Source organism: Thalassobacillus sp. C254 (genome assembly GCF_001310615.1).
On the sequence record NZ_BAXQ01000013.1, the window covers coordinates 22,971 to 45,690 of the forward strand.

Consider the following 22,720-nt stretch of genomic DNA (forward strand, 5'->3'; position numbering starts at 1 on the left):
AAGATCTGCCTCATTTGAAGCATGTAATAGAATATTTATTTTATACCTAGTATCCATTAGTAAAAATATTATTTTCTCTCTTAGAAAAAGTGAATCCATAATTAATGTAATTTTTTTAGCCAACCTTGGATGCTTACAATATACATTTCCCTCTTAAAGTCAATCAAAACGGTAGTATTTTCGCATATTTCTCTGTTCTTAGGGTAGTAAACATTAGAGGCTTCTCATAAAAGTCTCCATAAAAAGGTTGAAAAAACGATTATAATTTATATCTACCGCTATCCGCTGTAAGGGTAACTCTTCTTCAAGTGGTTCCCCTAGTGCGTAAGCTGGACGAAAATCTGCAATACTTGCTCCTCTAGCTGGTCCTGTGCTTGTTTCGATAAATACTTCCCGCTCTATGAATGAAAACATTTCTGGATTCGTTAAGTACATAAGGGGCAACACATCGTGAATTAAAGCCCCATTTATACCAGGGATAAATTCCTGGTAAACTTGACTATAAAACCTAAACATTAATGTGAGGGGTTCTTTTATATTCTCAACCGGTGTGTGTGTAACAATGTTATTAATCATTTCCGGTGTGACAAGGGTCTTTCCTGTGGCGTCGAGAGGGAATATGTACGTATTCAAGTTTTCAAACAAAAATTTAGTTGAGACCGGATCGGCATAAAAATTTGCTTCCGCAGCAGGCGTTACATTTCCTGGAACCTGAAATGCTCCTCCCATTACGTAATAAGCAACCGCTTTTTCCATTTCCTGTTTACCAAGCATATAGGAAATCATTAACCCTGTATTTCGCCCCATATCAACCACATGAACATCTTCAAATGAGTCAAACACTTCATAAAGATTAGTAAAATTTGTGAGCTGGAAGCCCAGTCCTTCAGGTTCATAATCTCCGAGTCCGTGTACGCCGTGTATTTCAGGGTAAAACTTCACATACACATCAGATGCCGGTTGGTTTGGACCGCCATAAATTGGGATGTCAACTCTCATAATATTCAAGATCGTTTTGATGTTTCTAGTGGTAATCTCTACTTCGACGTTTCCGTATCCTGATACAATACCTACCACATTAATTCCAGGATGTAAAATGGCATACATAAGGGCAATCGCATCATCCACACCGGGGTCAGAAAATATGAGGACGTTTTTCACATATCTCCCTCATTTCTTTTATAAAGTGAAGTCTAGCCTAGATGCTTACAATTGGAAGTAATGATTTACTGTTCTTAGATTATATTCCAGGGTGTAATTAACATTTCCATTTTCTTAAAAGAAGAAATTAAGTGAAAGGAGTGTAGGAGCAGCACACATTCGAGTGCGTTTATAAGGCCTGTTGTATAGGGCCTATCAAATATCAATTTGGAAGGTCATATTTAGTAGGAAATGTGGTAATCCGACCGCTAACCGGTTAGGAAACAGCATGTATAGCTAAGGGATTATGGAATAGTAGGTACCTAGTGGGTTTACTTATGCATTGAAACATAAAAGAACCAGTTCCTCGTTTTAATAGAGTCACTGGTTCTTTTAGTGTAAGAAGGAAAGAATATTCTCTCCTAACCAAACAAAGCTTCCTGCCACAAAAAAAATTGTCCCTTGCAGGAAGAACAACAGGCCCCATAATGGTGCCGGGATGAATGTATACCTGGCCAGAGAACTGGCATCCCCAGCATAACGGGAGGATTTGATACTTATTACAAAGATATGCCACGAGCTTATCAGTGCCTGGGTTAACAGGACCAGCCCGATTCCAGTCACGATATATTCCAGGATCGTTGTATATCCTTGCTGCCATATAAAATAGGTCAACACCAGTGGATAGAACCCATAGCCAGCCGTAGAGGTTTCTTACCCAAAAGAGTAGATTAAATAAGAGAAGGAGGAGCAGGGATATTCCTATTTCAAGGTGCCATTCTTGTCTTACTGCCCATATATAGAGGACGGATACGCTGGAGGCAAAAGGATAACCTGCCAAAGCAGTGATGACTCTGCCTCCCCAGTGGTGGTGATAAGTAATGAGTCCTTCTGTGCTGTGGAATAAAGAGATGGTTCCTACCTTCCCCCCAGTCAGCTTTGCTGCCAGAGCATGGCCGTTTCATGAATAAGCGTGTGAAACAAGGAAAAGTAGGAACCGATAATAGGGAGATAAGTAAGAAAACTTATCAAAAGAATTAACAATACGAATTGGATAATTTCTGTCATGGTATGACCTCGTTTGATGTGTAATACCAAGAAGTATAACGGATTTGTTCATAAGTAGAAAGCATGGCAAGCATATGTTGATTGAATGTGAAAGGCCAGGAATGGTAACAAAACACGGGGGAGAGGGGATGACATAGGTGGCAGCTGTGGAAAACGGTGACAAGAACATATGAGTATATACTGTTGGTCCTGGTGCTATTGATACGCCGATGCTTCGAGGGGCGTTAGAACAGTTGGGCTTCTCAACGGAAGAGTATGAGCCAAAGCTCAGTTTGTTAAACCTTTTTGGCCAGGCGGAAGAAATAGCTCAGGCAAGTCTGTGGCTCGTTTCCGATCTATCTTCATATGGAACAGGCACTACCATCCATGCAGATGCTGGTTATACAAGCCGGTAATTTATGCACCGAACAGGAAAGAGGGGAGATTCTTTAAAAGTTAGGGGACTTCCTGCATGAAAATACCTATACCTTCTCGAACAGGCTACATACGTTAATATAGTGGTTTTGCTTTTGATGGAGCGAATGCTGTCATGTATCTGGTAAACCATGAATCTGTTATTTTTCATAGAAAGGAAGGATAGAATGTCTGAAGAAAGAAATATGGAACAATTTGAGACTCAGGTTGAGAAGAGCGAGCAGCCATCAGCTGAGGAAGAGGTACAGCCGGTTAGGAGAAGCCCGTGGGACGATTTAATGTTTGGAAGGCCAGCTGCCCATGAACCTGAAGAGGAAAAGTCTCCCGAGGCAAAAGAAGAAGAGAAAGAGGTTGACGACAGACTGGGTTTTCCTGGTTTTAATTTTATAAGAAGGTAATAAGTTTGGATGAGAGCATATCAGCATGCTCTCTTTTTTGTGAAGTGTACACATACATGGTATATGAGGGAAAAACTCTTTTTACTTATACGTCTAATGAGGGGGAGTTAGAGCATACGTTTAGTTAGTAAGGATTTTTTTAGGAGGGATAAAGAAATGAAATACCCTTATGAAGAGTCACACCAACCTGAGGAAAACGGCCAGGAGTATTATGAAGAGAGAATGCAGGAGGATTACACTCTTGATGAAAGGCACCAGCATTACATGCACGATATGTGCAGGCAGTATCACCTCCATTTTGTTCAGCTGCAAACGACAGACGGGCAAATGTATGACGGGATCATAGAGGATTACGATAATGAAGGGGTCACCATGCTTATGCCTTACGGGGATGATGACTACTCACATCACCATCAGGATGGGTACCGTCAATTCGGCTTTGGGTTTGGCGGAGGATTTGGCTATCCATATGGGTACGGGGCTCCATATGGGTACGGGTTTCCAAGAAGATTCAGGCGTTTTAGAAGACATCGTTTCCCGTTTCCTTTTCTAAGAGGGTTTTTCTTCCCATTCTTCTTTTAAAACACAATCAATTGACAAATAAGCTCTTCCTGTATGCCAGAGGAAGAGCTTTTTACTATTTTTAAGATAAAGTTTGTAATAATAAAACGAATTATTGTAAGAATTTTCTGTATATGTAACAATAAATGATAGATAGGGGATAACCCTGTCAAAATGTCTAGGAGGGATAGCTGGTGGAAACAAAAGTGGAAGAAATCTTAAGGGCCAAAGGAATCAATGTCACAGCTGACGAGGCTTCCGTATTGCAGAGTCAATGGGAAGGTGTGCAAAGCTTAAAAGGTGTTGATGATGAATTTGGCCCCGATGACATTGCACTTACCCACGATCCACGAAGGGGTGAAAAAAATGAGTAAAGAGCCTGCTCAAATGACGATATCTGAATTAGCTCCCATGATCCGCAAAGGTGATATTTCCCCGGTTGAAATTACAGAATCCCTGTTTTCTCGCATCGATGCATTTGAAGGGCAAATTAATGCGTTTATCGAACATGACAAAGAAAGAATCCTTTATGCAGCTAAGGAAGCAGAAAAGGAAATCCAAAGTGGAAATTACAAAGGGAACCTTCACGGCATTCCACTGGCTTTAAAGGATATTCTTTATTTTAAAGACGAGACTGTGACAATGGGTTCCAACATTCATCGTGATTTTAAGCCTGATTTCGATGCCACTGTCGTATCTATGTTAAAAGAGTCTGGCGCCCTGTTTAGCGGGAAGCTGAATATGCATGAATACGCATGGGGAGCGACTACCACGAATCCTCATTTTGGCCCGTGTAAAAATCCGTGGAACACGGAAAAGATACCAGGAGGATCAAGCGGCGGATCAGGAGCTGCGGTGGCTGCTGATATGACGATTGCCTCTCTTGGCACAGATACTGGGGGTTCCATTCGAATACCATCCTCCTCTTGCGGAATTGTAGGGTTAAAGCCTACTCATGGACGTGTGAGTAAATATGGGTGCTTTCCCCTTGCCTGGTCGTTGGATCATATTGGACCAATGACGAAAAATGTGGAGGATGCAGCGATTCTTCTTGACCATATTGCAGGCTATGACCCTAAGGATCCTACAAGCGTCAATGCACCGACAGGTGTTTATTATGATTCACTGACGGCTGATATTAAAGGCAAGGTGATTGGAATCAATGAGGAATATTTCTTTAAGGATGTGGACAGGCCTGTAGAAGAGCAGGTTCGAAAAGCAATTAAGGAATTGGAAAGCATGGGGGCAAGGGTAGAGGAAGTTAAGATTCCGGCATTAAGACAGTCTGAGTACGCTGAAATGATTACGATTATTACAGAAGCAAGTGCTGTGCATCATCAAAACCTTATATCAAGAGAAGAGGATTTTGGAGAGGATGTCCGCTTTCTGCTGAAACTCGGTGAGCTTCCTTCTGCCGTTGATTACTTGCAGGCACAGCAAATAAGAAGAAAGCTGTCGAATGATTTTGCAGAGATTTTCAATAAGGTGGACGTGCTTATTTCCCCGACACTTCCGTTTGCCCCGCCAAACATAGGTGATAACAAAGTGATGATCAATCAAATGGAAGGGATGTTCCTTGATCATGTAATCCGATTTACTGGTCCAGGAAATCTCACTGGTCTGCCGGCACTGTCTATCCCTTGCGGATTTGTGGAGGGGATGCCTGTGGGGATGCAGATTATGGGGCCTGCCTTTAAGGAGGAAAGTGTTCTCTCTTTTGCTTATGCATATGAGCAAACGAACCCTCTTGGAGGAAAGAAACCGAATTTGGAAATCTCCTCTGTCTAATAAGAATAGGGTCTGCACCAGGAGATACTTACGAGAAGACAAAGAGCAGCCTTTTTTAAGGGCTGCTCTTATTTAGTGTTTATATGTATGGGGAATACTAGGCACTCCCTACAGAAAAAATGCTTGAATCCTTATGAAGGACTCAAGCAGTCGGAGTTTTAGTCTAATGTATATAGGTTGTTTTTGATAATAGCCTGTGCCTTTTTTTCCTGGCCATCGCAAAATCTCTGGAATAATCGGCTTAACAAATTTTTCATAGGTAAGACCTCCATTACGTAAGGTGTACCTTTATAGTAAGGGGAAAATTGGAGTTCCTCAAATTGGCAGAGGATTCATGAAAACGAAAACAAATGAATTGTAAGCGTCATTCATATTCATTTTTCTTCTCCATTCTTAGAATATCTCTTTAATTCACTAGGAAATGAAAAATGCAGCCTTTCTGGATGAAGGCTGCGGGTTTGTGCTTAGCGCTTAATGAACAAAGTGGGTTTTCATTTTTATAAAGTGAATTATCAAGCAGATGCTGGGCTTGTACTATTAGAACCGCTTGTTTTTGGCGGCTTACATCCTGGTGTCTACGTACTTATGTAGGGATACAGCGCATTTGTTCACGATCCCAATGGTTTCAATTTCGCTGATGGAAAAATACTGAGAGGTCAGTTGAGTAGGATTTTTCGTAGATTCTACTTCTAAAAAGAAACTGAATATCCTTCTCTCGTTCACCTCTAATTGCTGCAAGCCTTCCTCTAACAGCATCATTTGCTGTTGCTGTTCACCTCTTTGCGGGGCTTCGATCATCAACATCACAGCCACTCCTTTCGATCATTTTTTCCTCTTCTCATCTTACGTTATATGTTTGTACAAAGGTGTGATGAAAATCACTACTACTATGAATCTATTAATGTTTTTAAGTGAGGTCATTTTTATTTGTTGATTCTTAGCTGTTATATCATTCTGCTATTGGGGAAGAGCAGACAAAGAGATCATTTACAAGAAAAAGGAGAGGAGCTGGATGGGAAGATCATCTCCATCATCTGAAGATAAGTTGAGAAAGCCGCAGAAAGCATTCACCGCTTTAGGACTGATCATTGCTTTCATTCTTACTTACTTTGCTCATGATTATAATGGAGTTCAGTTTGTATTGATTCTCTGGACAGGTATATTGATTGGCTTTACTTTATTCCATGCAAGGTTTGGATTTGCGGCTGTGTATCGGCAAATTGTAGAAAGTGGAAATACGGAAATGCTGCGAGCGCATATGGTTATGCTCGGGACGGCCAGTACATTGTTTGCGATCATTCTAATTTTTGACATTGGATTCTTTGGCTCTCATCCCCTTCCGTCCGTTTCTGAAATCAGCATTGGTTTACTTGTTGGTTCTTTTTTATTCGGCTTTGGTTTGGAAATGGGAAGCGGCCTTGCTCCGGCCTCGTTGCACAAAGCGAAGGGGGGCGAGTAGCCATGCTTTTTACTTTATTTGGCTTTATGACAGGTTCAGTCATAGGAGTCTCTCATTTTGAATACTGGAACGAAGAGCTTCCATATGCTTCCTCATTTTCTCTGGCATTGGATACAGGACTAGGCTACCTGGGGGCATGGGGACTTCAGCTTGGAATATTTATACTCATCATCATTTGCTCTTATATGTATAAAAAGCAAAAAAGGCCTCCGGCTCTTCCATCATTACCATCAGCTTCGAGCTGGAAAAGGATCATTTTTGGATCCTGGCCTATTGGGGTAGGGGCTGTTTTGATTGCTGTCTTTAATGCCGTAGTATTTGTCCTTCATGGTGATCCCTGGGAGCTGACAGCTGCTTTTGCTATCTGGGGGTCAAAACTTGCAATGTTTTTTGGGTTGGATGTAACCCAGTGGGGATATTGGAGTTCCCAAGGACATCTTGATGCTCTGCACCAGCCGGTTTTGATGAATTCAACGAGTGTCCTCAATATTGGTGTCATCCTGGGCACCTTTATTACAATGGCACTCACGGGCTCATCCGGTTTGCCAAAGCGCCTCTATTTATTCTTGGTATCGCCTTGCTTGGCGGATTGCTAATGGGTTATGGTGCGGCTATTTCTTACGGCGCAAATATTGGTGCATATTTTAGCGGAATTGCTTCCTTCAGTCTTCACGCCTGGATATGGACGGTAATGGCAATTACCGGAGTCTATACGGCTTTCCATATTGAAAAGCGTTTAAAGCTGACCAGGGCTGGATCAAAAGGCCAGGGGTAAAGGATATGATGGGAGTTAATTCAACTTCACGTTTGATCTTTTACCGTCTGGGTAAACAATAGCAACACTGACTATTACTAATGAGAAGGCGGGTTTGTTATGGAAAAGATTCTCAGAGCTTTCTTTTTATCACTTTCAAAAAATAATATGGCGACACAGTTTGCCAGGAAATACGGCATGCCTCTTGGAGGTTTTCGCTTTGTAGGCGGTGAATCGTTTGATCAGCTTCATAAGGTTGTAACTCATTTAAATAATGATGGGCTTGATGTCACCATTGATTGTCTAGGGGAATTTATCAAAACAGAAGAAGACGCAAAAAAATCAACAGATGATGCGATAGATGTGATCCGAACCATTAAAGAAAAACAGCTACATGGCCAGATTTCACTGAAACCTTCTTCCATCGGTCTGGAAGTTTCAAATCAAAGCATTATTTATAATCTTCAAAGGCTTCTTGAAGAGGCAAAAAAGCATGATGTATTTGTGACGTTGGATATGGAAGAGTATGAGACCTGTCCGCGGATTCTGGAACTCTTTAAGCACTACAGGAAACAATATGATAATCTAGGCATTACCCTTCAAGCCAACCTGAAAAGAACAAATCAGGACCTTGAAGACTTGCAGGATCTTACTCCTGCCATCCGTATTGTGAAGGGAGCGTATAATGAACACCCTGATATTGATATTGATGACAAAGATAAAGTAGATGAAAACTATAAGAAGCTTGTGAAAACGAACCTTTTACAAGGGAGTTACACAGCAGTCGCAACCCATGATGATGAGATGATTACGTATACGAAAAAAGTTGTGAATGAGAACAATATTTCAACGGACCAGTTCGAGTTTCAAATGCTTCAGGGAATGAGGGAGAAATTGCAAAGGCAGTTACGTGAGGAAGGATACAAGGTACGAATCTTTGTCCCTTTCGGCAAGGACTGGTTTGGGTATTTCATGAAACGGATGGCCGAACGCCCGGCTAACGTAGGGTTTGCCGTGAAAACGATGCTTGAAAAGATAGATTGGAGAAGAAGAAGGGGCCTGGCTCCTTCTTTTTTATTGCTCTTTTAAAGACGAATGTTGGTTTTTTATAAAGGCTCTGGTAAAGTTCAATGTTGATATGTATAGAAAAAACGGAACTTCCATTTTAATGGGGGTTCCGTTTGGTTTTATTGTCTTATTCAACTAATACAGCACCCGTTAGTTGAATATCACGTTATTCTTTAAAGGCACTTCCTGAGACATTGACTCTCTTTGATACAAAGAAATATACAAATAGATAAACAAATAAACTTCCAATTACAAGATAGTATATTTCAGCAGTAGAAATATGAATGAACTGAGCGAAATATAGAATAAAAAATTGTGCATATAATATAACCAAGACAAACTTTAAGAAAGAATCATTCATCTGGGCTTTAGAAATAGGATGAAGTAGTACACTTTCTTTAATTTCATGTTGTAAAGGAATTACTTGAAATCCAGTCGCAAATAAAATGAGGAGAGTAAAAATCCATTCACTTGTTGGCATAGCATAATTAACAAATATGCCAATTATAGTTAGTCTTAGATAAAGGTAAAAGTAATCATTATATCTTACAAACAAGTGTGAGTATAAATATACAAATGTACTACTCTGACTATATGGGATACACCTTTTCACAATCATAGTAAGCAAACGTCTATTCCGAAAAGAACGTTTAAGATTGGTGACATCCATGAAAATATTAATAAATTTAAAGTTTCTTAATAAGGCACTTTCTTCTTCAATTATTAGCCACTCCCAATTCAGGTTCTTTTTTTCCTAGAAAATAGAATAAATAGGCGAAATTTACACTCATTAAAACAAGCTCAAAAACCCAGTCATTTTTAAAAAGAAAATAACACATTAAATATATTGAGAAAACCCTAATTAACCTATGTAAAACAAATTGTGAATGGTTCTCTAACCATTGTTCAGTCCACTTCATTAAAATATTATAAAAAACAATCCCCACTATTAAAATAAAGATGGAAGATTTATATTAGTTGTTTGTAAAAATAGGGATAATAAAACGGTAATTAAACTAAGCATTTTAATAACATCTATAACAAAGCTATATACAAGTGATTTAATAAAATACGACTTTAATTTCACTTCTAATGCCAACAAAAATAATATATCTGCCCTTTTAACAAATGTACGAATGTTCGTTCTCATTAAAAAGAAAGTTATAAATAGGGATAAAATAACTTCAACAGATATCTGAGAAGGTATCCACTGAAGAAATAAATTGAAATAATAAATAAAGATACTACCAATGACCAGAAAAAAATAAACAACATTCGCACCAATTATTGAATAGTACCTGAGCATTTTTCTATAAAATTCCTGAGCCCTTAAATTCCATAATGTATTTATATCCATAAATATACCCATTCTTTCATGAACTTTTCTAAAAACATAGAAGCATCAACTATTTCATCTATCCTTACTCAGTGCAATGTATAAATTGCTTTACTCTATATTCATCCTAATGTGAATCATATATCTTAAAGTTCTTCCAGAAATCTGCTTACATTAGCTGAAGTACATTGTTTTCAATCTACATTAACATTAACATAATTTACCAAACTTGTTTAAGAGTGTTATTACAAAAAGAAGTAATTAATTAGAAGAATATTTACTTTTCTTGTTTAATTAAACTTCCTTTTTATTATCATATCCTTCATTGTGACTTCATTTTGCTGATGATGGATGCTATCTAACATTTGCAACCACGCAAGGTGCAAATATTAACAACAACCTTTAACAGCTTTAACAGAGCCTATATAAAAATACAAGTGTAGATAAAAGCGTGAGAGGCCTTCGAGAAACGCATGCTGATAATTCTGGTAGAGGTTTTCCAAAGTGGCAACGGTAACAAAGCCAAATTGAAAAAAAGCTTCTCACCTTTTAGTAGGCTGTTTCATAGTGTGTTAGGAGGTAAGTTATGGAAGAGGAGGGAGATTGGATGGAAGACTTCAATGCAAGCAGACAGCTGTTAACCTTATATGGACTGCCTATGTATCAAGAAGACATTCCTTCGATTCAGCGTGTTCTTATGGCTGCTTTTCACGCTCAGGCAGCAGTAAAAGAGTTTCCGGAATTGCGGGAGACGGTACCAATCACTATTGTTGATAAGGATCTATTGGTATGAGCGGTCTCCTTTCGTTAACCGCTACAGAACTGGGACCGTTACTCAAGAACAAGGAGCTTTCCCCTGTGGAAGTGACGGAAGAAATTATAAGAATGATTGAAAGGGTTGATCCTGTAATCAACTCTTATATCACGCCACTATATGAAGAGTCATTGACACAGGCGCATCATGCGGAAAGAGAAATTATGCAAGGGAGGTATAAGGGACCTCTCCACGGCATTCCATTAGGGATAAAGGATAATTTTTACACAAAAGGCATTAGGACAACAGCCGGATCCTTGTTGTTAGCTGATTTTATTCCTGAAAAGAATGCAACGGTAGTTGATAAACTATTAGATGCGGGCAGCATCATGCTTGGCAAGTTAAACATGCATGAGTTTGGAGGAGGCTTAACCAATACGAACCCTTTTTATGGGCATGCAAGAAATCCGTGGAACACTGAATATATGACGGGAGGGTCCAGCGGAGGAAGCGGTGCTGCTCTGGCAGCAGGCCTGGCCGTGCTGGCCACTGGCACAGATACATTCGGTTCTATTCGTGTTCCGGCAGCTATGTGTGGCATATATGGCATAAAGCCACGTATGGACTGATCAGCACCCATGGTGTAGTGCCTCTAGCATGGTCTTTGGATCATCCTGGACCTATGGCGAGGTCAATCTCTGACCTGGCACTTATGCTGAATGAAATGGCAGGGTATGACCCCGAGGATCCTGCAAGCCTGAAGGTCCCGCTTCCTGACTATAGAGCAGACCTTCATAAAGGAATAAAGGGAGTGAAAATAGGTATTCCTACCTACTACATGATGGATCTTGATTCAGATATTGAAAAGCTGTTTCATAAAGCTATAGACTTACTTAAGGAAATGGGAGCGGAAGTAAGGGAAATGAGCCTTCCTGAATTAAAGCTCTCTTCCTTTGCCGGGTATATGATTACACCAGGAGAAGCCTCCTCTTTTCATTATGAGTGGCTTAAGGAAAGTCATGAATCCTATGCTCCAGATGTCCGTGCCTTTTTTCAGGCAGGTACTGCTATGAGCGCTCCCCAATACGTCAGAGCCCAGCAGTCTCGCAGAGAGATGATAAAAGCATTTGATGAGGCGTTTGAAACGGTTGACATTCTTCTCGGTCCAACCGTGCCAATTACGACCCCAAGATTTCAGGAAAGCTGGGTAGAACAGAACCTGGAAATTATCCGCCAGTGTATGCCGTTTACATCGCCTCCTAATGTTACCGGTACACCAAGTCTGGCCCTGCCAATGGGAGTGTGTTCAGACGGTCTTCCAGCAGGAATGCAAATGATCGGAAAGCATCTTACCGAAGACTTATTATTACGAGCCGGAAAAGCATGGGAAGACACCGGTGCCTGGCACCCATGAGCGTTGTAATAAAGATTTCCTTTTAATAAGGTCTTCCCATTGATTTTTATTACAATCTCCCTCTGGTGCCTGGCACCGATCGAACTTGTAATAAAAGTTCCTTTTTTTTACAAAGTGAAATATATTTATAGGTTGCAGGTGTAAAAACCCGGGTCAAAAGGCATGTTCAAAGTGCTGTGTCCTGGGTTATATTTATGTTATTAATGGCCTGTAATATAGCATATACCTTTACAACAATATTTTTAAGAGACATTATATAGATAGTAACATGACCCAATTTTATGTTCACTAAGTTTATTGGATAACATGGATATAGAGACAGGGTCAGTTCGAAAGGAGCGGGATTATTATCGAATTTATAATCATGTCCGCTGTAGTTGTTTTTGCAATTTACGGAGGCGTTCTTTTTGTGAAAGGAAAATCAAAAAAGAATGACAAGGAAAAGGAAGAGGACGATGACACTCTTTTGTAGCACATGAAAGCACCTTCTCATAGCAGAGAAGGTGCTTTTTTGTGGTGCCTGGCACCATTTGCGGCTGTAATATATCTTTCCTATTAAATCAGGACTTTTTCCTGTGAATTATTACAAACTCTAAGAGGTGCCTGGCACCATTTATCAATGTAATATAAATTCCTTTTTTTACCTTTTTTTATAAACTACAAATAATGTCTATATAAAACTTTTTTCCTAAATCTATAGAAAATGCTAACATTTAATGGTAATATATGTAACTGTTGATTGTAAATTTTGACATAGAGGTGTGTATATGAAAGCAAGTCGAGCGGGTCTATTCATGGTGCCTTTTTTATTAATTGGCTGCTCTGAAGAGACCATTGGTAATGAGGAAGCAAGTGTGGAAGCAAATAATGAAGAAGAATCAGCAAGCGAAGAAGAAGAGAATAATGAGCAGGATGAAAAGAACAAAGAAAGTAAAAGTGAGGTCATAACACCAGAGAGCCAAAGCCTTGATAACCTTTCTTATACCCTATTACTTAATGATGAAGAAACAAGCACCGTCCTTGATGAGGAGGCCGTTTTTCCAGCCCAATACACGGAGATAGACGGTGTATTGACGTTTCGTGGAGACCATAAAAGAACCTCTCCTTCCTTCGGTTCAGTTTCTTTTGAAGAATTCACTCTTCAGGAAAACTGGCATTTTACCACTGACAGCGATCCTGAATGGGGAGGGGGCGCTGGGTGGACAGGACAGCCTGTGATTGTGAAGTGGGAAGACGATATCAAGCAAATGATGAATCTTAAAGAGGAATATAAAGAAAAGGATGACTTTATTGAGGTCATTCAAGGGTCCCTTGATGGAAATATATATTTTTAGATAAAGAAACGGGAAAACAGACGAGAGAACCGATTTACGGAAGTAACCCTATTAAAGGGAGCGTGAGTGTTGACAGTCGAGGGTATCCACTCCTTTATGCAGGGGACGGGGTTCCTCATAAGAAAAGCGAACCCTTTGGTTTTAATATATACGATCTCACAAATGGTGAATTACTTCATCATATAGATGGAAGAGACTCTTCAGCATACCGGGACTGGGGTGCTTTTGACAGCTCAGCATTAGTAAACAGAAAAACAGACATGATGGTTGTTGGCGGGGAGAACGGGTACTTCTACAGTGCGAAATTAAATACAGAGTTTGACCGAAAGGAAGGCACCATCGATATAGACCCGGATGTTGCCAAGATAAGATATGAGGTTGATGGTAATGAATATCAAGGAATTGAAAACTCTGTAGCCATCTATAATAACCTCGCTTATTTTGCGGATAATGGAGGAAGTATCATAGGAATGGATCTCACTACAAAGAATCCAGTATGGGCCCTGCCGCCGCTTGATGATACAGATGCTACGATAGTGATTGAAGAGATTGAAGGTGTTCCTTATTTATACACCGGAAGTGAAGTGGATAATGTAGGAGAAGATGGGGAGGCTTTCATTCGAAAGATCAATGGCTTGTCGGGGGAAGAGGTCTGGAAGCAATCCTATTCTGCATTCTATTATCCTGGGGTGGTAGGAGGAGTCTTAGCTACTCCTATTCTTGGAAAAGAAAATATTGATGATTTGGTCATTTTTACAGTTGCACGTCATAAGGAGAGATACTCTGGTATTATGGCTGCCCTGGACAGGGAAACAGGTGAGGAGGTATGGAGCTGGGAAATGCCAGACTATGCTTGGAGCTCCCCGGTAGATATATATGACGAGGAAGGGAACAGCTACCTTATCCAGGCAGATTTCGGTGGCAACCTTACGTTACTAAACGCTGAGACTGGTGAAGTCCTGGACCAGCTTACCCTTGGCTCTAACATCGAAGCATCGCCGGCAGTCTATGAAAATACCATTATTGTTGCAAGCAGAGACGGAAATATTTACAGCATTGAATTGAAGTAGTCAGTGAAGAGCATAGTTTTCTATGCTCTTTCGTATGAAAAGGAATTTCTTACATATATATAAGTAAACGAATTTAATGAAAAAGGAAAAGAACGTAAAATCAGTAGGCAAACAACAAGAAAGTAAAGGAAGAAAGAAGCATACTGCCTTTGACATTATTTTAGTTATGTAGTAACATAGTATGATTTACCATAATTACCTTGATTTGCAATTTTTCTAAATGATATAATGCCAATATAGTAGTATGTAATAATTTACCAATTACGTTGGTAGTATTTCAGTATGATTACAAAGTGGTGTGGTGCCAGGCACCGGCAAAGGAGTACTGGCTTTCAGCAATAGAGAAAGCAAGATCCAATAGGGTGCAGCGAGGGAATAGATGTTACAGGGATATGACAATTTACTGTGGTGCCAGGCACCCTACAGGAAGGTTTTCTGCTTTCTGGTTATATATATCAGCGGACCAACTTTCATTTCTCGTGCATAATTGAGCATCGTGTGCTTTCTTTCATAGTTGGCTTTATGAGATTTCCGGAAGGAGGAAATATTCCATGCAAAACCAGCATTACGGGATCGTCACTTTTTTCCTGTTAAGTATGGGCCTGGTTATTGGGGAACTTTATTTCGGACAATTAATCTCAGTCTTAGACAGCCACTCATTGTTATCAGAACCTCTGCGTGAGTCGTTAATCATTATCTTCTTAAATCCAGCCTTCTCGTTATTCTTCTTGTTTCTCCTCATTCTTTCATTCATATATATAACCAATCTAATCAAAGAGAAAAAGTTTAAAGAAAAAGAAACAACTTAAAAAAGAAATAATGGAAGAATTAAACCCCAAAGAGCTGGGGAGAGATTAGTTAAAAAGGTGTCGTTCAATATAGAGAATAGTGCAGGCGCCGAGTCCGCAGCTGCTGTCTCCATTTTGCAGTGATTTTCACATACCCCAATTTCCTTTGTAAAAAGGGTTGGGGTATGTTTTTGTAAATACAAAAAAGCCCATCCGCAGATGAACTTCTTTGTGTCGAACGCTTCTCTTAAGAGAACAATTTTATAGAAAAGGGGGCAGCAACGAAAATGTTCGGTTGCTTATTTATATTTTAACGAATTATATCTTAAATAGGAATAGTTACTATCTAATAGTGCGATCCTCCTTTCACTGGTGGTGACCCTTCAGCAAAAAAAGAAAATGGGTTCTCTAGGTTACCTATGTTCATACAAGAAACGCTCCATATGATACATAAATATTTGGTTATAATACCCGCTGAAATACATGTCGTTCGCATGGCCTGCAAAGGGCATGCGAATAAGAGCTGCCTGCTCATTGCTTTGTTCCAGATATGCTTCTTTAAAATCCTGAGCAACCTCTTCTGGAACAATGCTATCATGAGTGCCTTGAAACAAAAGAAGAGGCGGACTTTCACCAGTAACCATGTGAGCAGGATTTATCAATTCAGCCGTGCCCCCTATTCCCGCATCAGGAGAAAGGCCGTTACCAGGATACATTGGTATGAGACCTTGTATTTGCAGCTCTGACCCGAACTCGGCAGAGTAGTCTCCATTGGCGAGAACAAGGCCTAAGGCGCTTGCGAGCTGACCGCCGGCTGAAGGTCCTGAGATAAATGCGGAATCAAGCCGGGCGCCGTATTGCTCGTGGTTATCTGTTAAATAGTCTGTAAAGATTCCAAGATGCCTAACCATGTCATCAATCGAAAAGTTTCCAACTTTGTGCGCAGGAACATCGGCAAAATCAATAAATTGATCCTCGTTACTCAGTCCATACTGTACATCGAAAACAACGTACCCTTGGCTGGCCAGGTATTTGTTGACCTGCGCATTGTTTGAGGTCCCTTTATCCCCGATTGTCCATCCCCCGCCGTGAATTCTAATGACGGTAGAAAGATTTCCCGGCGTGTTTTCGGTACTTTTTGGTTTATACACATCATAGTAAAGCTCAAGTCCTTCATCTACACCTTCTGTCCCCTTATAATAAAGGATATCCTCCTCAACTACAAAGTTATCGGTAGACCTTCCAAAAAAGTACTCTGGAATTGAAAAAGGAATATCGGCAAAGAAAGAAGCTTCGTCTTCTGCAACCTGCGTTTCCACTGTTGTTCCAAAGGCACTTTCATAAGAGGAATAGGTTTGGGGGATAGCCCATAATGCACCTCCTAAAGGTGCTAGAAAGGTAAGGGCAAGTGCTGTGCCCGCTGCGCCAAAAATCATTTGCAGTACCATTCGCTGATGGTGGATGATAATAAGCAGGGCTGTGATAGCAAGTACAATAAATAATAAAAACAAGGAGTATTGAGGAAGAAGCATTTCGATAACCCCGCCGCTTTCTCCTCTGAGGATGAGATAGGACCAGTAGCATCCTATGGAAAGTAATACAGCCAGCATGATCGTAATACTCTTATTCAAAGCTGTTACAGGTTGGCTTTCTTCTTCTCGGGAAAATAGCGTAAAGGGATTATGATAGCTTTGTTTTTTTATCCAGGCCATTCCACCGCCTGCAAAGAAAAGGGATAGCATTAACATGTTTGCAGTAATGCTTCTTGAATCGGGATGGGTGACAGTAAAGGATGCAGCCGTGTTAAGTATTGGCACAAGAAGCATGACGAAACAAGTAAACAAAAGGTAAACATAATCCAGTAATCTTCTTTTATTATATAAAAGAGAGATAGCTAGATTAGCCAGTAAGGTAACAAGGAAAAAGAGGCCGTATATATTCCAGATACTTTGTGTTTGAGCCACTACTAAATAAAAAACACCTAAAATGATAGAAACTATGTTTGCGTAACAAACGGAGGCTAGAATTGTTCTCACTTTTCTATAGTCTTTAACAACAGAAGTAGCTTCAGGATGAATGATTTTTTCCATCGTGACCTCTCCTAGAAGAATATAAGGGCAGCATGATGTTATGAGATAGAATCAAGCACATATCTAACGTTAGCATAATTGTCCATGATTTTTTATTCATATGCACGCAAAAGTTTCAGAAAAAACGTAACCGTTAACCCAAAGTGGGTAAGGGCTATACAGGTAAGAAAAAAGAAGTTACGGTTCTGAGAGAAGGTCACCCATTTCTTCTTCTATTATAGAAAGTAGGTATTCCTTCTCTTGAACCTCGAATATTTTTTTGATTTTTATTACATACTCTTTGGCTCTCTCTTTGTTTTCAAGTCCTAAGTAGTTTTCACCGACTCGGTAAAACAGTTCACCTAACAAATACATGGTTTCTCTGCTAAGACAAAGGGAAATCGCTCTTTCACAATGTTTGTTAGATTCATCATAACGCTGAGTTTCTGTATAAGCCCTCGATAGGTTATAGCGTAAGCGAACCTCAATAAAATCGTTTTCAGGCAGATTCAGTTTAGATAAATGATGGAGCCTTCATTAAAGATTGGGATAGAAGCTGCATAGTTTTCTTTCTCTAAAAAAATAACCCCAATACTGTTGAAGATCTCGACCTCTGTTTTTGAATATAATGTTTTTGAATGCTCATCCCGCAAGTGAAGCGCTTCGTACAATAATTCCAGAGATTCTTCATATTTATTTTTTAAATGATAGAGAGCAATCCCTTTGTGCCAAAGAAGAAACTGTCTATCCTCCAGTTCATGAAACAGAGGGTTCTTTTCTTCACTGGAAACGACTTCATACACTGTTTGGTAGTCAATGTTATCAATCGCTTCTCTGATTATCGTTTTTGTTTCATTTATATAGTCGCTACGAGGGCTTGTTGACACTTCAAAAAAATAATTAATATCCACCCCGAGCTTTTTGGCGATTTCATATAAAGTTATGGATAGAGGAATGACTTCCCCGTTTTCAATCTTACTAATTTGCGCTTGTGTACAGATTCCCTGTGCAAGTGCTTTTTGAGTAATTTTTTTTCTTTGTCTGATTTGCTTGATCGTCTGTCCAATTAACTTATATTCCATGATGTCCTCCGTGAAACGGTATACAAGACTGATTATCAATAGTCGCGCGAATTTACGTGCCTGTAGATCGGATATCAATCACATCACATAATCCCCTACTAATATACCATTTTCAGTAAGGGAAAAGGGAAAAGTGGAAATTTTGTAACAAAAAATCATTCTCCTTGTTTGGCCGGTACGCTTGGTCTACAGTAAGGATGAATGTATTGGTCTTCTTTTGGAAAGGAGTATTTTCCCAGGAAGAGTAGGAGGATAAAAGTGACAGCAAAAGAGCATTTACTTCAGGAAGCCATTTTATTTATAGAAAAGGCTTATATGGATTTAAACAAAGCAGAAAAAATAGCTGGAAGAATAAAGGGAATTAAGGTAGAAATAGATGAGAAGGGGACCTACACACACAGTTTTGAAGAATTGGAGCATGGAGCGAAAATGGCGTGGAGAAACAGCAATCGTTGTATCGGCAGGCTATTTTGGGATTCCCTGCATGTTTTGGACAAGCGAAGCCTGCAGACAGAGGAAGAAGTAGCTGAAGCACTACTGGAGCATATCGATTACGCGACTAACAACGGAAGAATTATACCAACCATTTCAGTTTTCAGGCCGAAGGTGACCGAAAAGAGTCATCTTCGTCTGTGGAATTACCAGCTGATTCGCTATGCAGGTTATGAAACAGACGAAGGAGTCATTGGCGATCCTCATTCGGTTTCATTTACGAAGGAGTGTATGAAGCTTGGCTGGAAGGGGGAAGGAACTCACTTTGACGTGCTGCCCCTGGTGATACAAAAAGGAAAGGAGAAGCCGAAGTGGTTTCCTGTTCCACAGGACAAAGTGCTGGAAGTGCCCATTACTCATCCGGAGATTCGTTCCTTTTCAGACCTTCAACTCAAATGGTACGCCGTTCCGATTGTTTCTGACATGAAACTGGACATTGGCGGCATTGAGTACACAGCTGCTCCATTTAACGGCTGGTATATGGGAACAGAAATAGGTGCCAGAAACCTGGCTGATGAAAAGCGGTACCATATGCTGCAAGAGTGGCTTCGATCATGGGGCTGGACACCTCATGGGAGTCAACGTTGTGGAGAGACAGAGCACTCGTTGAATTAAATATAGCCGTGCTTCATTCTTTTAAAAAAGCGAAAGTAAGCATCGTCGATCATCACACGGCAGCTGCTCAATTTCGTCGTTTTGAAGAAAGAGAGACAGAGGAGGGGCGCAAGGTAACCGGTGACTGGGCCTGGCTGATTCCTCCGGTTTCCCCGGCAACGACCCATGTGTTTCATAAAGAGTATGATAATGAAGTTGTGAAGCCTAATTATTTCTATCAAGAGAGGCCGTATGAATAGCATATCGCCCTGATAGATTTATTTATCCCTTGGTTACAAAATGAAGCACCCCCATACTAGGAAGGGGGTGCAGGTATATTACTTTCTTCCTCTCACGTTAGATCCATTAGCTTGACCAGACGGAGACATCGAAATAAAAACCCGCTTACTAATCGTAAGCGGGTTTCGTTATCCTGTATGAGTACTTTCCTTCATTCCTGGTTTAGGGACAAGGAACCTTCCGTAAAGCAGTTTATAAATAAATATGCCGCCAAGAAGTAAAAAGGAGCTGTAAAAATAAATGGAAGTCAGAGTAAATTCAACGACAGCAAGGCCTATTACAAATGATCCAATCGCAATGCCAAGATCAAAAGTGGATAAAAATGTGGCCATCGCTAGCCTCTTCGTTCTGGCTGAGCGTTTTGCACAGCAATGGTTTGAAAGGTTGGAAAAAGTGTCCCCCAGCCAAGGCCGATCAAAGCAGCAGATAATAGAAACAGGGCAGTTGTGTCTGACATGCTGAGTAAAAACATGCCGACAGCAAAAGTGATAATCGATGGGTAAACAATAATATTAGCTCCGTGCTCATCAAGCCATCTTCCTGTAAAAGGCCTGGAAAGGAGCATGACAGCTGCATACACAACAAAGAAATAACTTGAAGCCTGCAGCAGACCAATTTCTTCAGAGTAGACAGGGACAAAGGATAAAACAGACGAATAAATAATAGCAAACAACGCAGCGACAATAGAAATGTTCATCGCTGTTTTTTCAAAAAGCTGAGTTCGTTTTCGCTCTGGATTCACGTCCTTTACTGGGCGAGAGCTGGTTTCAGGTAAGGTCAGGATCATGGCCATGACAACCGCCATCACGCTGCATAACACGACAATCCCAAAAAATACAACCGAGCTCCATTGATATATCGCCGTTAGTCCTAAGAAGGGGCCTGAGACAACAGCCAGGTTAAAGGAAAGCGAATAATAGCCCATTCCTTCTCCTCGACGTGAATCAGGGATGACAGAAGTAACAATTCCTCCCGTGGCAGTCGTTGCCATCCCAAATGCCGCTCCGTGAATGAGCCTGACAGCCATTAACCCTGTGATTGAGTCAATAAAAAGATAGAGTAGGGAGGAAATAAGAAATATAGCCAATCCTGCAAAGAGTAAGCGGTGGTTTCCTGCGGTGAGAGCCCATTTACCGGCAAAAGGACGGACAATAATGGCAGCAATTAAGAACACAGTCACTAACAAGCCTGCTTGCGTTGAGGTCCCATGGAGCTCCTGCAATGTATAAATTGGCAGAGTCACAATTAAGTAATAAAATGCCAGAAAAATAAATAAATTACACAGTGAAATACATATGAAGTTTTTTGACCAGAGAGGTTCCCTTGACATGTGCTGATCACTCCTTAGGTAAAGAAATGGAAGCGATCCATTCTTTTAATGTATGTTCTAAGCTGTCTCTGGAGCGTTTTGGAATATGGGCAAGCATTTGTTCATTTGCCTGGACGACAGCCTTTTCCCACTCTGGGTATTCTCTTTTTGCGTAGGCGGTTAATTCGATTGTTTTGCTGCGTTTATCATTACCGGGCACTTGTTTAACGATTTCTTTTTTTACAAGTCTTTGTACATTTCTTGTTAAAGGAGGTGCTTCTACAGCCAAATAGTCTCGAAGTTCCGTTTGGGTCATTGCTCCTTTGGTATGTAAGGTGTAAATGACGGCCCACTGGGCACTGTACAGATCAAAGGCTGAAGTGCCTGGTTCGTTTCCTTTGTAAGCAGACGTGATAGCTGGTGAAGAGTATGGAAAAGTTCATGATTCGCTGAAATGATCATATCCCTCCCTGTAAAATCATTACCTGGTAAGTAAATGGTTACCCTGGTAATTATATCAGTCGAGTGGAAAAATACAATGAAAAAGGAGAAAGCTATGGGATCAATTCCCATAGCTCTCTGCGGTGATCTATGATTTTTTTATATAAGAGAAAGGGAGGAGGAGAATCCCTTTCCCCTTATGTCGAGGGTAAAAAGGCAAGTGGTTGGTAAGAAACGATGCTTTATCATCCTACGTTTCTTTAAGGAAGTTTATGCACATTTTTAAAAATTTTTGAAGATATTAATGTTTTTGCTCTGCAATCATTTTCTCAAATTCATTTTTATATTGTTCGAACTCTGACCTTACCAGCTCGACAGCATCCTGATTATCAAACCCGGCCGTTTGGCTGATTGCATGTTCGGCTCTTTGGATGGAGTGACGGGCTTGTTCAATTAGTTTCTCATCTGGATGGGTTTTTGCCTGATCGATTGCATTATGTGCATGTTCCACGGACTGCTGGGCTTGAAAAAGCTGATTTTGTGTTTGCAGACTGCTGATATTATTTTTCATATAGTATCTCCTTTTGCTCTTTACTGTTAATGTGCATGATTGGTTGAAGGAATATACATAAAAGAGTCTAGTGAAATGTTCTATATATAGAATGAAAAGAATAAAAAACACTTGCTGTAATGTAAGAACCAGCAAGTGCAGTCACATTTTATTTGTTTCTTTGGCAGCTAAGTATGAAAGCACGAACCTCGTCTGCTCTGATGCCATCTTTTTTCGCTTGTATCATAAGAGACACCCACTCAGGATCAACCTTAGACAAGTTTTCCTTGAACTCTTCTGTTGTTTCCACTCTTCTCATCCTTTCATCAAAGTTTTTGTTTTTTGAAGGGGATTAAGGGCATGTCTTTTCTCATGGATGTCTTTATTTTGCTGTTACTTTGGTTGGATATAATGTTATTTTATGCTATAAAACGAACAAAATCTAGTTAAAATTTACAATTAAATGAAAAGTATAGTAATTTTTTTAACAGAAATTGGGTAATGGTGCAGTTTTATCGGTTTCTTTGGACAAAAAAG

23 protein-coding genes and 5 pseudogenes are annotated in these 22,720 nt (G+C 40.2%); 14 read left to right on the forward strand and 14 right to left on the reverse strand.

Features of this window, described 5'->3' with window-relative positions:
- Window positions 1-213: 213 nt before the first annotated feature.
- The 3 genes and pseudogenes from JCM19033_RS12920 to JCM19033_RS25860 all read right to left on the reverse strand — a co-directional run bounded on the left by JCM19033_RS12920 (window position 214) and on the right by JCM19033_RS25860 (window position 2,208).
- Window positions 214-1,161 (reverse strand): nucleoside hydrolase, encoded by a 948-nt coding sequence (locus JCM19033_RS12920; protein WP_054636600.1) that lies wholly within the window; start codon window positions 1,159-1,161, stop codon window positions 214-216.
- Window positions 1,162-1,533: 372 nt separating this feature from the next.
- Window positions 1,534-2,089: pseudogene (locus tag JCM19033_RS25855) on the reverse strand (M50 family metallopeptidase).
- A complete protein-coding gene (locus JCM19033_RS25860; protein ID WP_269758189.1) occupies window positions 2,074-2,208 on the reverse strand; it encodes a hypothetical protein in 135 nt (44 codons plus the stop codon). The pseudogene JCM19033_RS25855 and the gene JCM19033_RS25860 overlap by 16 nt, the downstream one beginning before the upstream one ends.
- A gap of 185 nt (window positions 2,209-2,393) precedes the next feature.
- On the opposite strand from JCM19033_RS25860, the pseudogene JCM19033_RS25865 reads away from it, so the two are divergent.
- From JCM19033_RS25865 to JCM19033_RS12950, 5 genes and pseudogenes are all read left to right on the forward strand, one after another.
- Window positions 2,394-2,603, forward strand: a pseudogene (locus JCM19033_RS25865) (SDR family oxidoreductase); the annotation flags it as partial.
- A 204-nt stretch (window positions 2,604-2,807) separates the two neighbouring features.
- The gene (locus JCM19033_RS12935; RefSeq protein WP_198153501.1) at window positions 2,808-3,020 is read left to right on the forward strand and encodes a hypothetical protein; all 213 of its coding nucleotides are present in this window, start codon (window positions 2,808-2,810) and stop codon (window positions 3,018-3,020) included.
- 156 nt (window positions 3,021-3,176) lie between these two features.
- The gene (locus JCM19033_RS25870) at window positions 3,177-3,602 is read left to right on the forward strand and encodes a hypothetical protein (protein WP_054636603.1); all 426 of its coding nucleotides are present in this window, start codon (window positions 3,177-3,179) and stop codon (window positions 3,600-3,602) included.
- Between the two features lie 173 nt (window positions 3,603-3,775).
- The gene (locus tag JCM19033_RS12945) at window positions 3,776-3,955 is read left to right on the forward strand and encodes a hypothetical protein (RefSeq protein WP_054636604.1); all 180 of its coding nucleotides are present in this window, start codon (window positions 3,776-3,778) and stop codon (window positions 3,953-3,955) included.
- A complete protein-coding gene (locus tag JCM19033_RS12950) occupies window positions 3,948-5,369 on the forward strand; it encodes an amidase (protein WP_054636605.1) in 1,422 nt (473 codons plus the stop codon). The genes JCM19033_RS12945 and JCM19033_RS12950 overlap by 8 nt, the downstream gene beginning before the upstream one ends.
- A gap of 561 nt (window positions 5,370-5,930) precedes the next feature.
- Here JCM19033_RS12950 and JCM19033_RS12955 read toward each other — a convergent pair.
- On the reverse strand, window positions 5,931-6,182 hold the full coding sequence (locus JCM19033_RS12955; protein ID WP_269758190.1) for a hypothetical protein: 252 nt from the start codon (window positions 6,180-6,182) through the stop codon (window positions 5,931-5,933).
- Between the two features lie 430 nt (window positions 6,183-6,612).
- Here JCM19033_RS12955 and JCM19033_RS12965 point away from each other — a divergent pair.
- The 3 genes and pseudogenes from JCM19033_RS12965 to JCM19033_RS12975 all read left to right on the forward strand — a co-directional run bounded on the left by JCM19033_RS12965 (window position 6,613) and on the right by JCM19033_RS12975 (window position 8,671).
- Window positions 6,613-7,424 (forward strand): annotated as a pseudogene (locus tag JCM19033_RS12965) (YeeE/YedE thiosulfate transporter family protein).
- Window positions 7,424-7,603 carry a YeeE/YedE thiosulfate transporter family protein gene (locus JCM19033_RS12970; protein WP_054636609.1) on the forward strand — a complete coding sequence of 60 codons (180 nt, stop codon included), beginning with the start codon at window positions 7,424-7,426 and terminating at the stop codon, window positions 7,601-7,603. The pseudogene JCM19033_RS12965 and the gene JCM19033_RS12970 overlap by 1 nt, the downstream one beginning before the upstream one ends.
- Before the next feature lie 99 nt (window positions 7,604-7,702).
- On the forward strand, window positions 7,703-8,671 hold the full coding sequence (locus JCM19033_RS12975; protein ID WP_054636610.1) for a proline dehydrogenase family protein: 969 nt from the start codon (window positions 7,703-7,705) through the stop codon (window positions 8,669-8,671).
- A gap of 145 nt (window positions 8,672-8,816) precedes the next feature.
- Here JCM19033_RS12975 and JCM19033_RS28235 read toward each other — a convergent pair whose 3' ends face one another.
- Window positions 8,817-9,392, reverse strand: a complete 576-nt coding sequence (locus JCM19033_RS28235) for an ABC transporter permease (RefSeq protein WP_083465436.1) — start codon at window positions 9,390-9,392, stop codon at window positions 8,817-8,819.
- A gap of 207 nt (window positions 9,393-9,599) precedes the next feature.
- A complete protein-coding gene (locus JCM19033_RS28240; RefSeq protein ID WP_083465437.1) occupies window positions 9,600-10,019 on the reverse strand; it encodes an ABC transporter permease in 420 nt (139 codons plus the stop codon).
- A 553-nt stretch (window positions 10,020-10,572) separates the two neighbouring features.
- On the opposite strand from JCM19033_RS28240, the gene JCM19033_RS12995 reads away from it, so the two are divergent.
- The 5 genes and pseudogenes from JCM19033_RS12995 to JCM19033_RS13015 all read left to right on the forward strand — a co-directional run bounded on the left by JCM19033_RS12995 (window position 10,573) and on the right by JCM19033_RS13015 (window position 15,367).
- Window positions 10,573-10,779: a hypothetical protein gene (locus tag JCM19033_RS12995; protein ID WP_054636614.1), complete on the forward strand. Its 207-nt coding sequence runs from the start codon at window positions 10,573-10,575 to the stop codon at window positions 10,777-10,779.
- 92 nt (window positions 10,780-10,871) lie between these two features.
- Window positions 10,872-12,154: pseudogene (locus JCM19033_RS13000) on the forward strand (amidase).
- 767 nt (window positions 12,155-12,921) lie between these two features.
- The gene (locus tag JCM19033_RS13005) at window positions 12,922-13,488 is read left to right on the forward strand and encodes a hypothetical protein (RefSeq protein ID WP_157049868.1); all 567 of its coding nucleotides are present in this window, start codon (window positions 12,922-12,924) and stop codon (window positions 13,486-13,488) included.
- A gap of 62 nt (window positions 13,489-13,550) precedes the next feature.
- Window positions 13,551-14,558, forward strand: a complete 1,008-nt coding sequence (locus tag JCM19033_RS13010) for a PQQ-binding-like beta-propeller repeat protein (protein WP_054636616.1) — start codon at window positions 13,551-13,553, stop codon at window positions 14,556-14,558.
- Window positions 14,559-15,109: 551 nt separating this feature from the next.
- Window positions 15,110-15,367, forward strand: coding sequence for a hypothetical protein (locus tag JCM19033_RS13015; RefSeq protein WP_054636617.1), 258 nt, complete (start codon window positions 15,110-15,112; stop codon window positions 15,365-15,367).
- A 392-nt stretch (window positions 15,368-15,759) separates the two neighbouring features.
- Here JCM19033_RS13015 and JCM19033_RS13020 read toward each other — a convergent pair whose 3' ends face one another.
- The 3 genes from JCM19033_RS13020 to JCM19033_RS13025 all read right to left on the reverse strand — a co-directional run bounded on the left by JCM19033_RS13020 (window position 15,760) and on the right by JCM19033_RS13025 (window position 18,497).
- Window positions 15,760-17,436 carry an alpha/beta hydrolase gene (locus JCM19033_RS13020; protein ID WP_054636618.1) on the reverse strand — a complete coding sequence of 559 codons (1,677 nt, stop codon included), beginning with the start codon at window positions 17,434-17,436 and terminating at the stop codon, window positions 15,760-15,762.
- Window positions 17,437-17,613: 177 nt separating this feature from the next.
- The gene (locus JCM19033_RS23525; protein WP_157049880.1) at window positions 17,614-17,928 is read right to left on the reverse strand and encodes a hypothetical protein; all 315 of its coding nucleotides are present in this window, start codon (window positions 17,926-17,928) and stop codon (window positions 17,614-17,616) included.
- Complete coding sequence (locus tag JCM19033_RS13025) at window positions 17,925-18,497, reverse strand: helix-turn-helix domain-containing protein (RefSeq protein WP_054636619.1); 573 nt, start codon at window positions 18,495-18,497, stop codon at window positions 17,925-17,927. Before JCM19033_RS13025 ends, JCM19033_RS23525 begins: the two co-directional genes overlap by 4 nt.
- A 258-nt stretch (window positions 18,498-18,755) precedes the next feature.
- Here JCM19033_RS13025 and JCM19033_RS13030 point away from each other — a divergent pair.
- Window positions 18,756-19,843, forward strand: a pseudogene (locus JCM19033_RS13030) (nitric oxide synthase oxygenase).
- Window positions 19,844-20,011: 168 nt separating this feature from the next.
- Here JCM19033_RS13030 and JCM19033_RS27530 read toward each other — a convergent pair.
- From JCM19033_RS27530 to JCM19033_RS23530, 5 genes are all read right to left on the reverse strand, one after another.
- On the reverse strand, window positions 20,012-20,215 hold the full coding sequence (locus tag JCM19033_RS27530) for a hypothetical protein (protein ID WP_306301342.1): 204 nt from the start codon (window positions 20,213-20,215) through the stop codon (window positions 20,012-20,014).
- A gap of 2 nt (window positions 20,216-20,217) precedes the next feature.
- Window positions 20,218-21,213 carry an MFS transporter gene (locus tag JCM19033_RS13035; protein ID WP_306301343.1) on the reverse strand — a complete coding sequence of 332 codons (996 nt, stop codon included), beginning with the start codon at window positions 21,211-21,213 and terminating at the stop codon, window positions 20,218-20,220.
- A gap of 7 nt (window positions 21,214-21,220) precedes the next feature.
- On the reverse strand, window positions 21,221-21,508 hold the full coding sequence (locus JCM19033_RS13040; RefSeq protein WP_269758191.1) for a MarR family winged helix-turn-helix transcriptional regulator: 288 nt from the start codon (window positions 21,506-21,508) through the stop codon (window positions 21,221-21,223).
- A gap of 426 nt (window positions 21,509-21,934) precedes the next feature.
- Window positions 21,935-22,204, reverse strand: a complete 270-nt coding sequence (locus JCM19033_RS13045) for a hypothetical protein (RefSeq protein WP_054636620.1) — start codon at window positions 22,202-22,204, stop codon at window positions 21,935-21,937.
- Between the two features lie 148 nt (window positions 22,205-22,352).
- Entirely contained in the window at window positions 22,353-22,493 is a 141-nt protein-coding gene (locus JCM19033_RS23530) for a hypothetical protein (protein WP_157049869.1), read from the reverse strand.
- Between the last annotated feature and the right edge of the window lie 227 nt (window positions 22,494-22,720).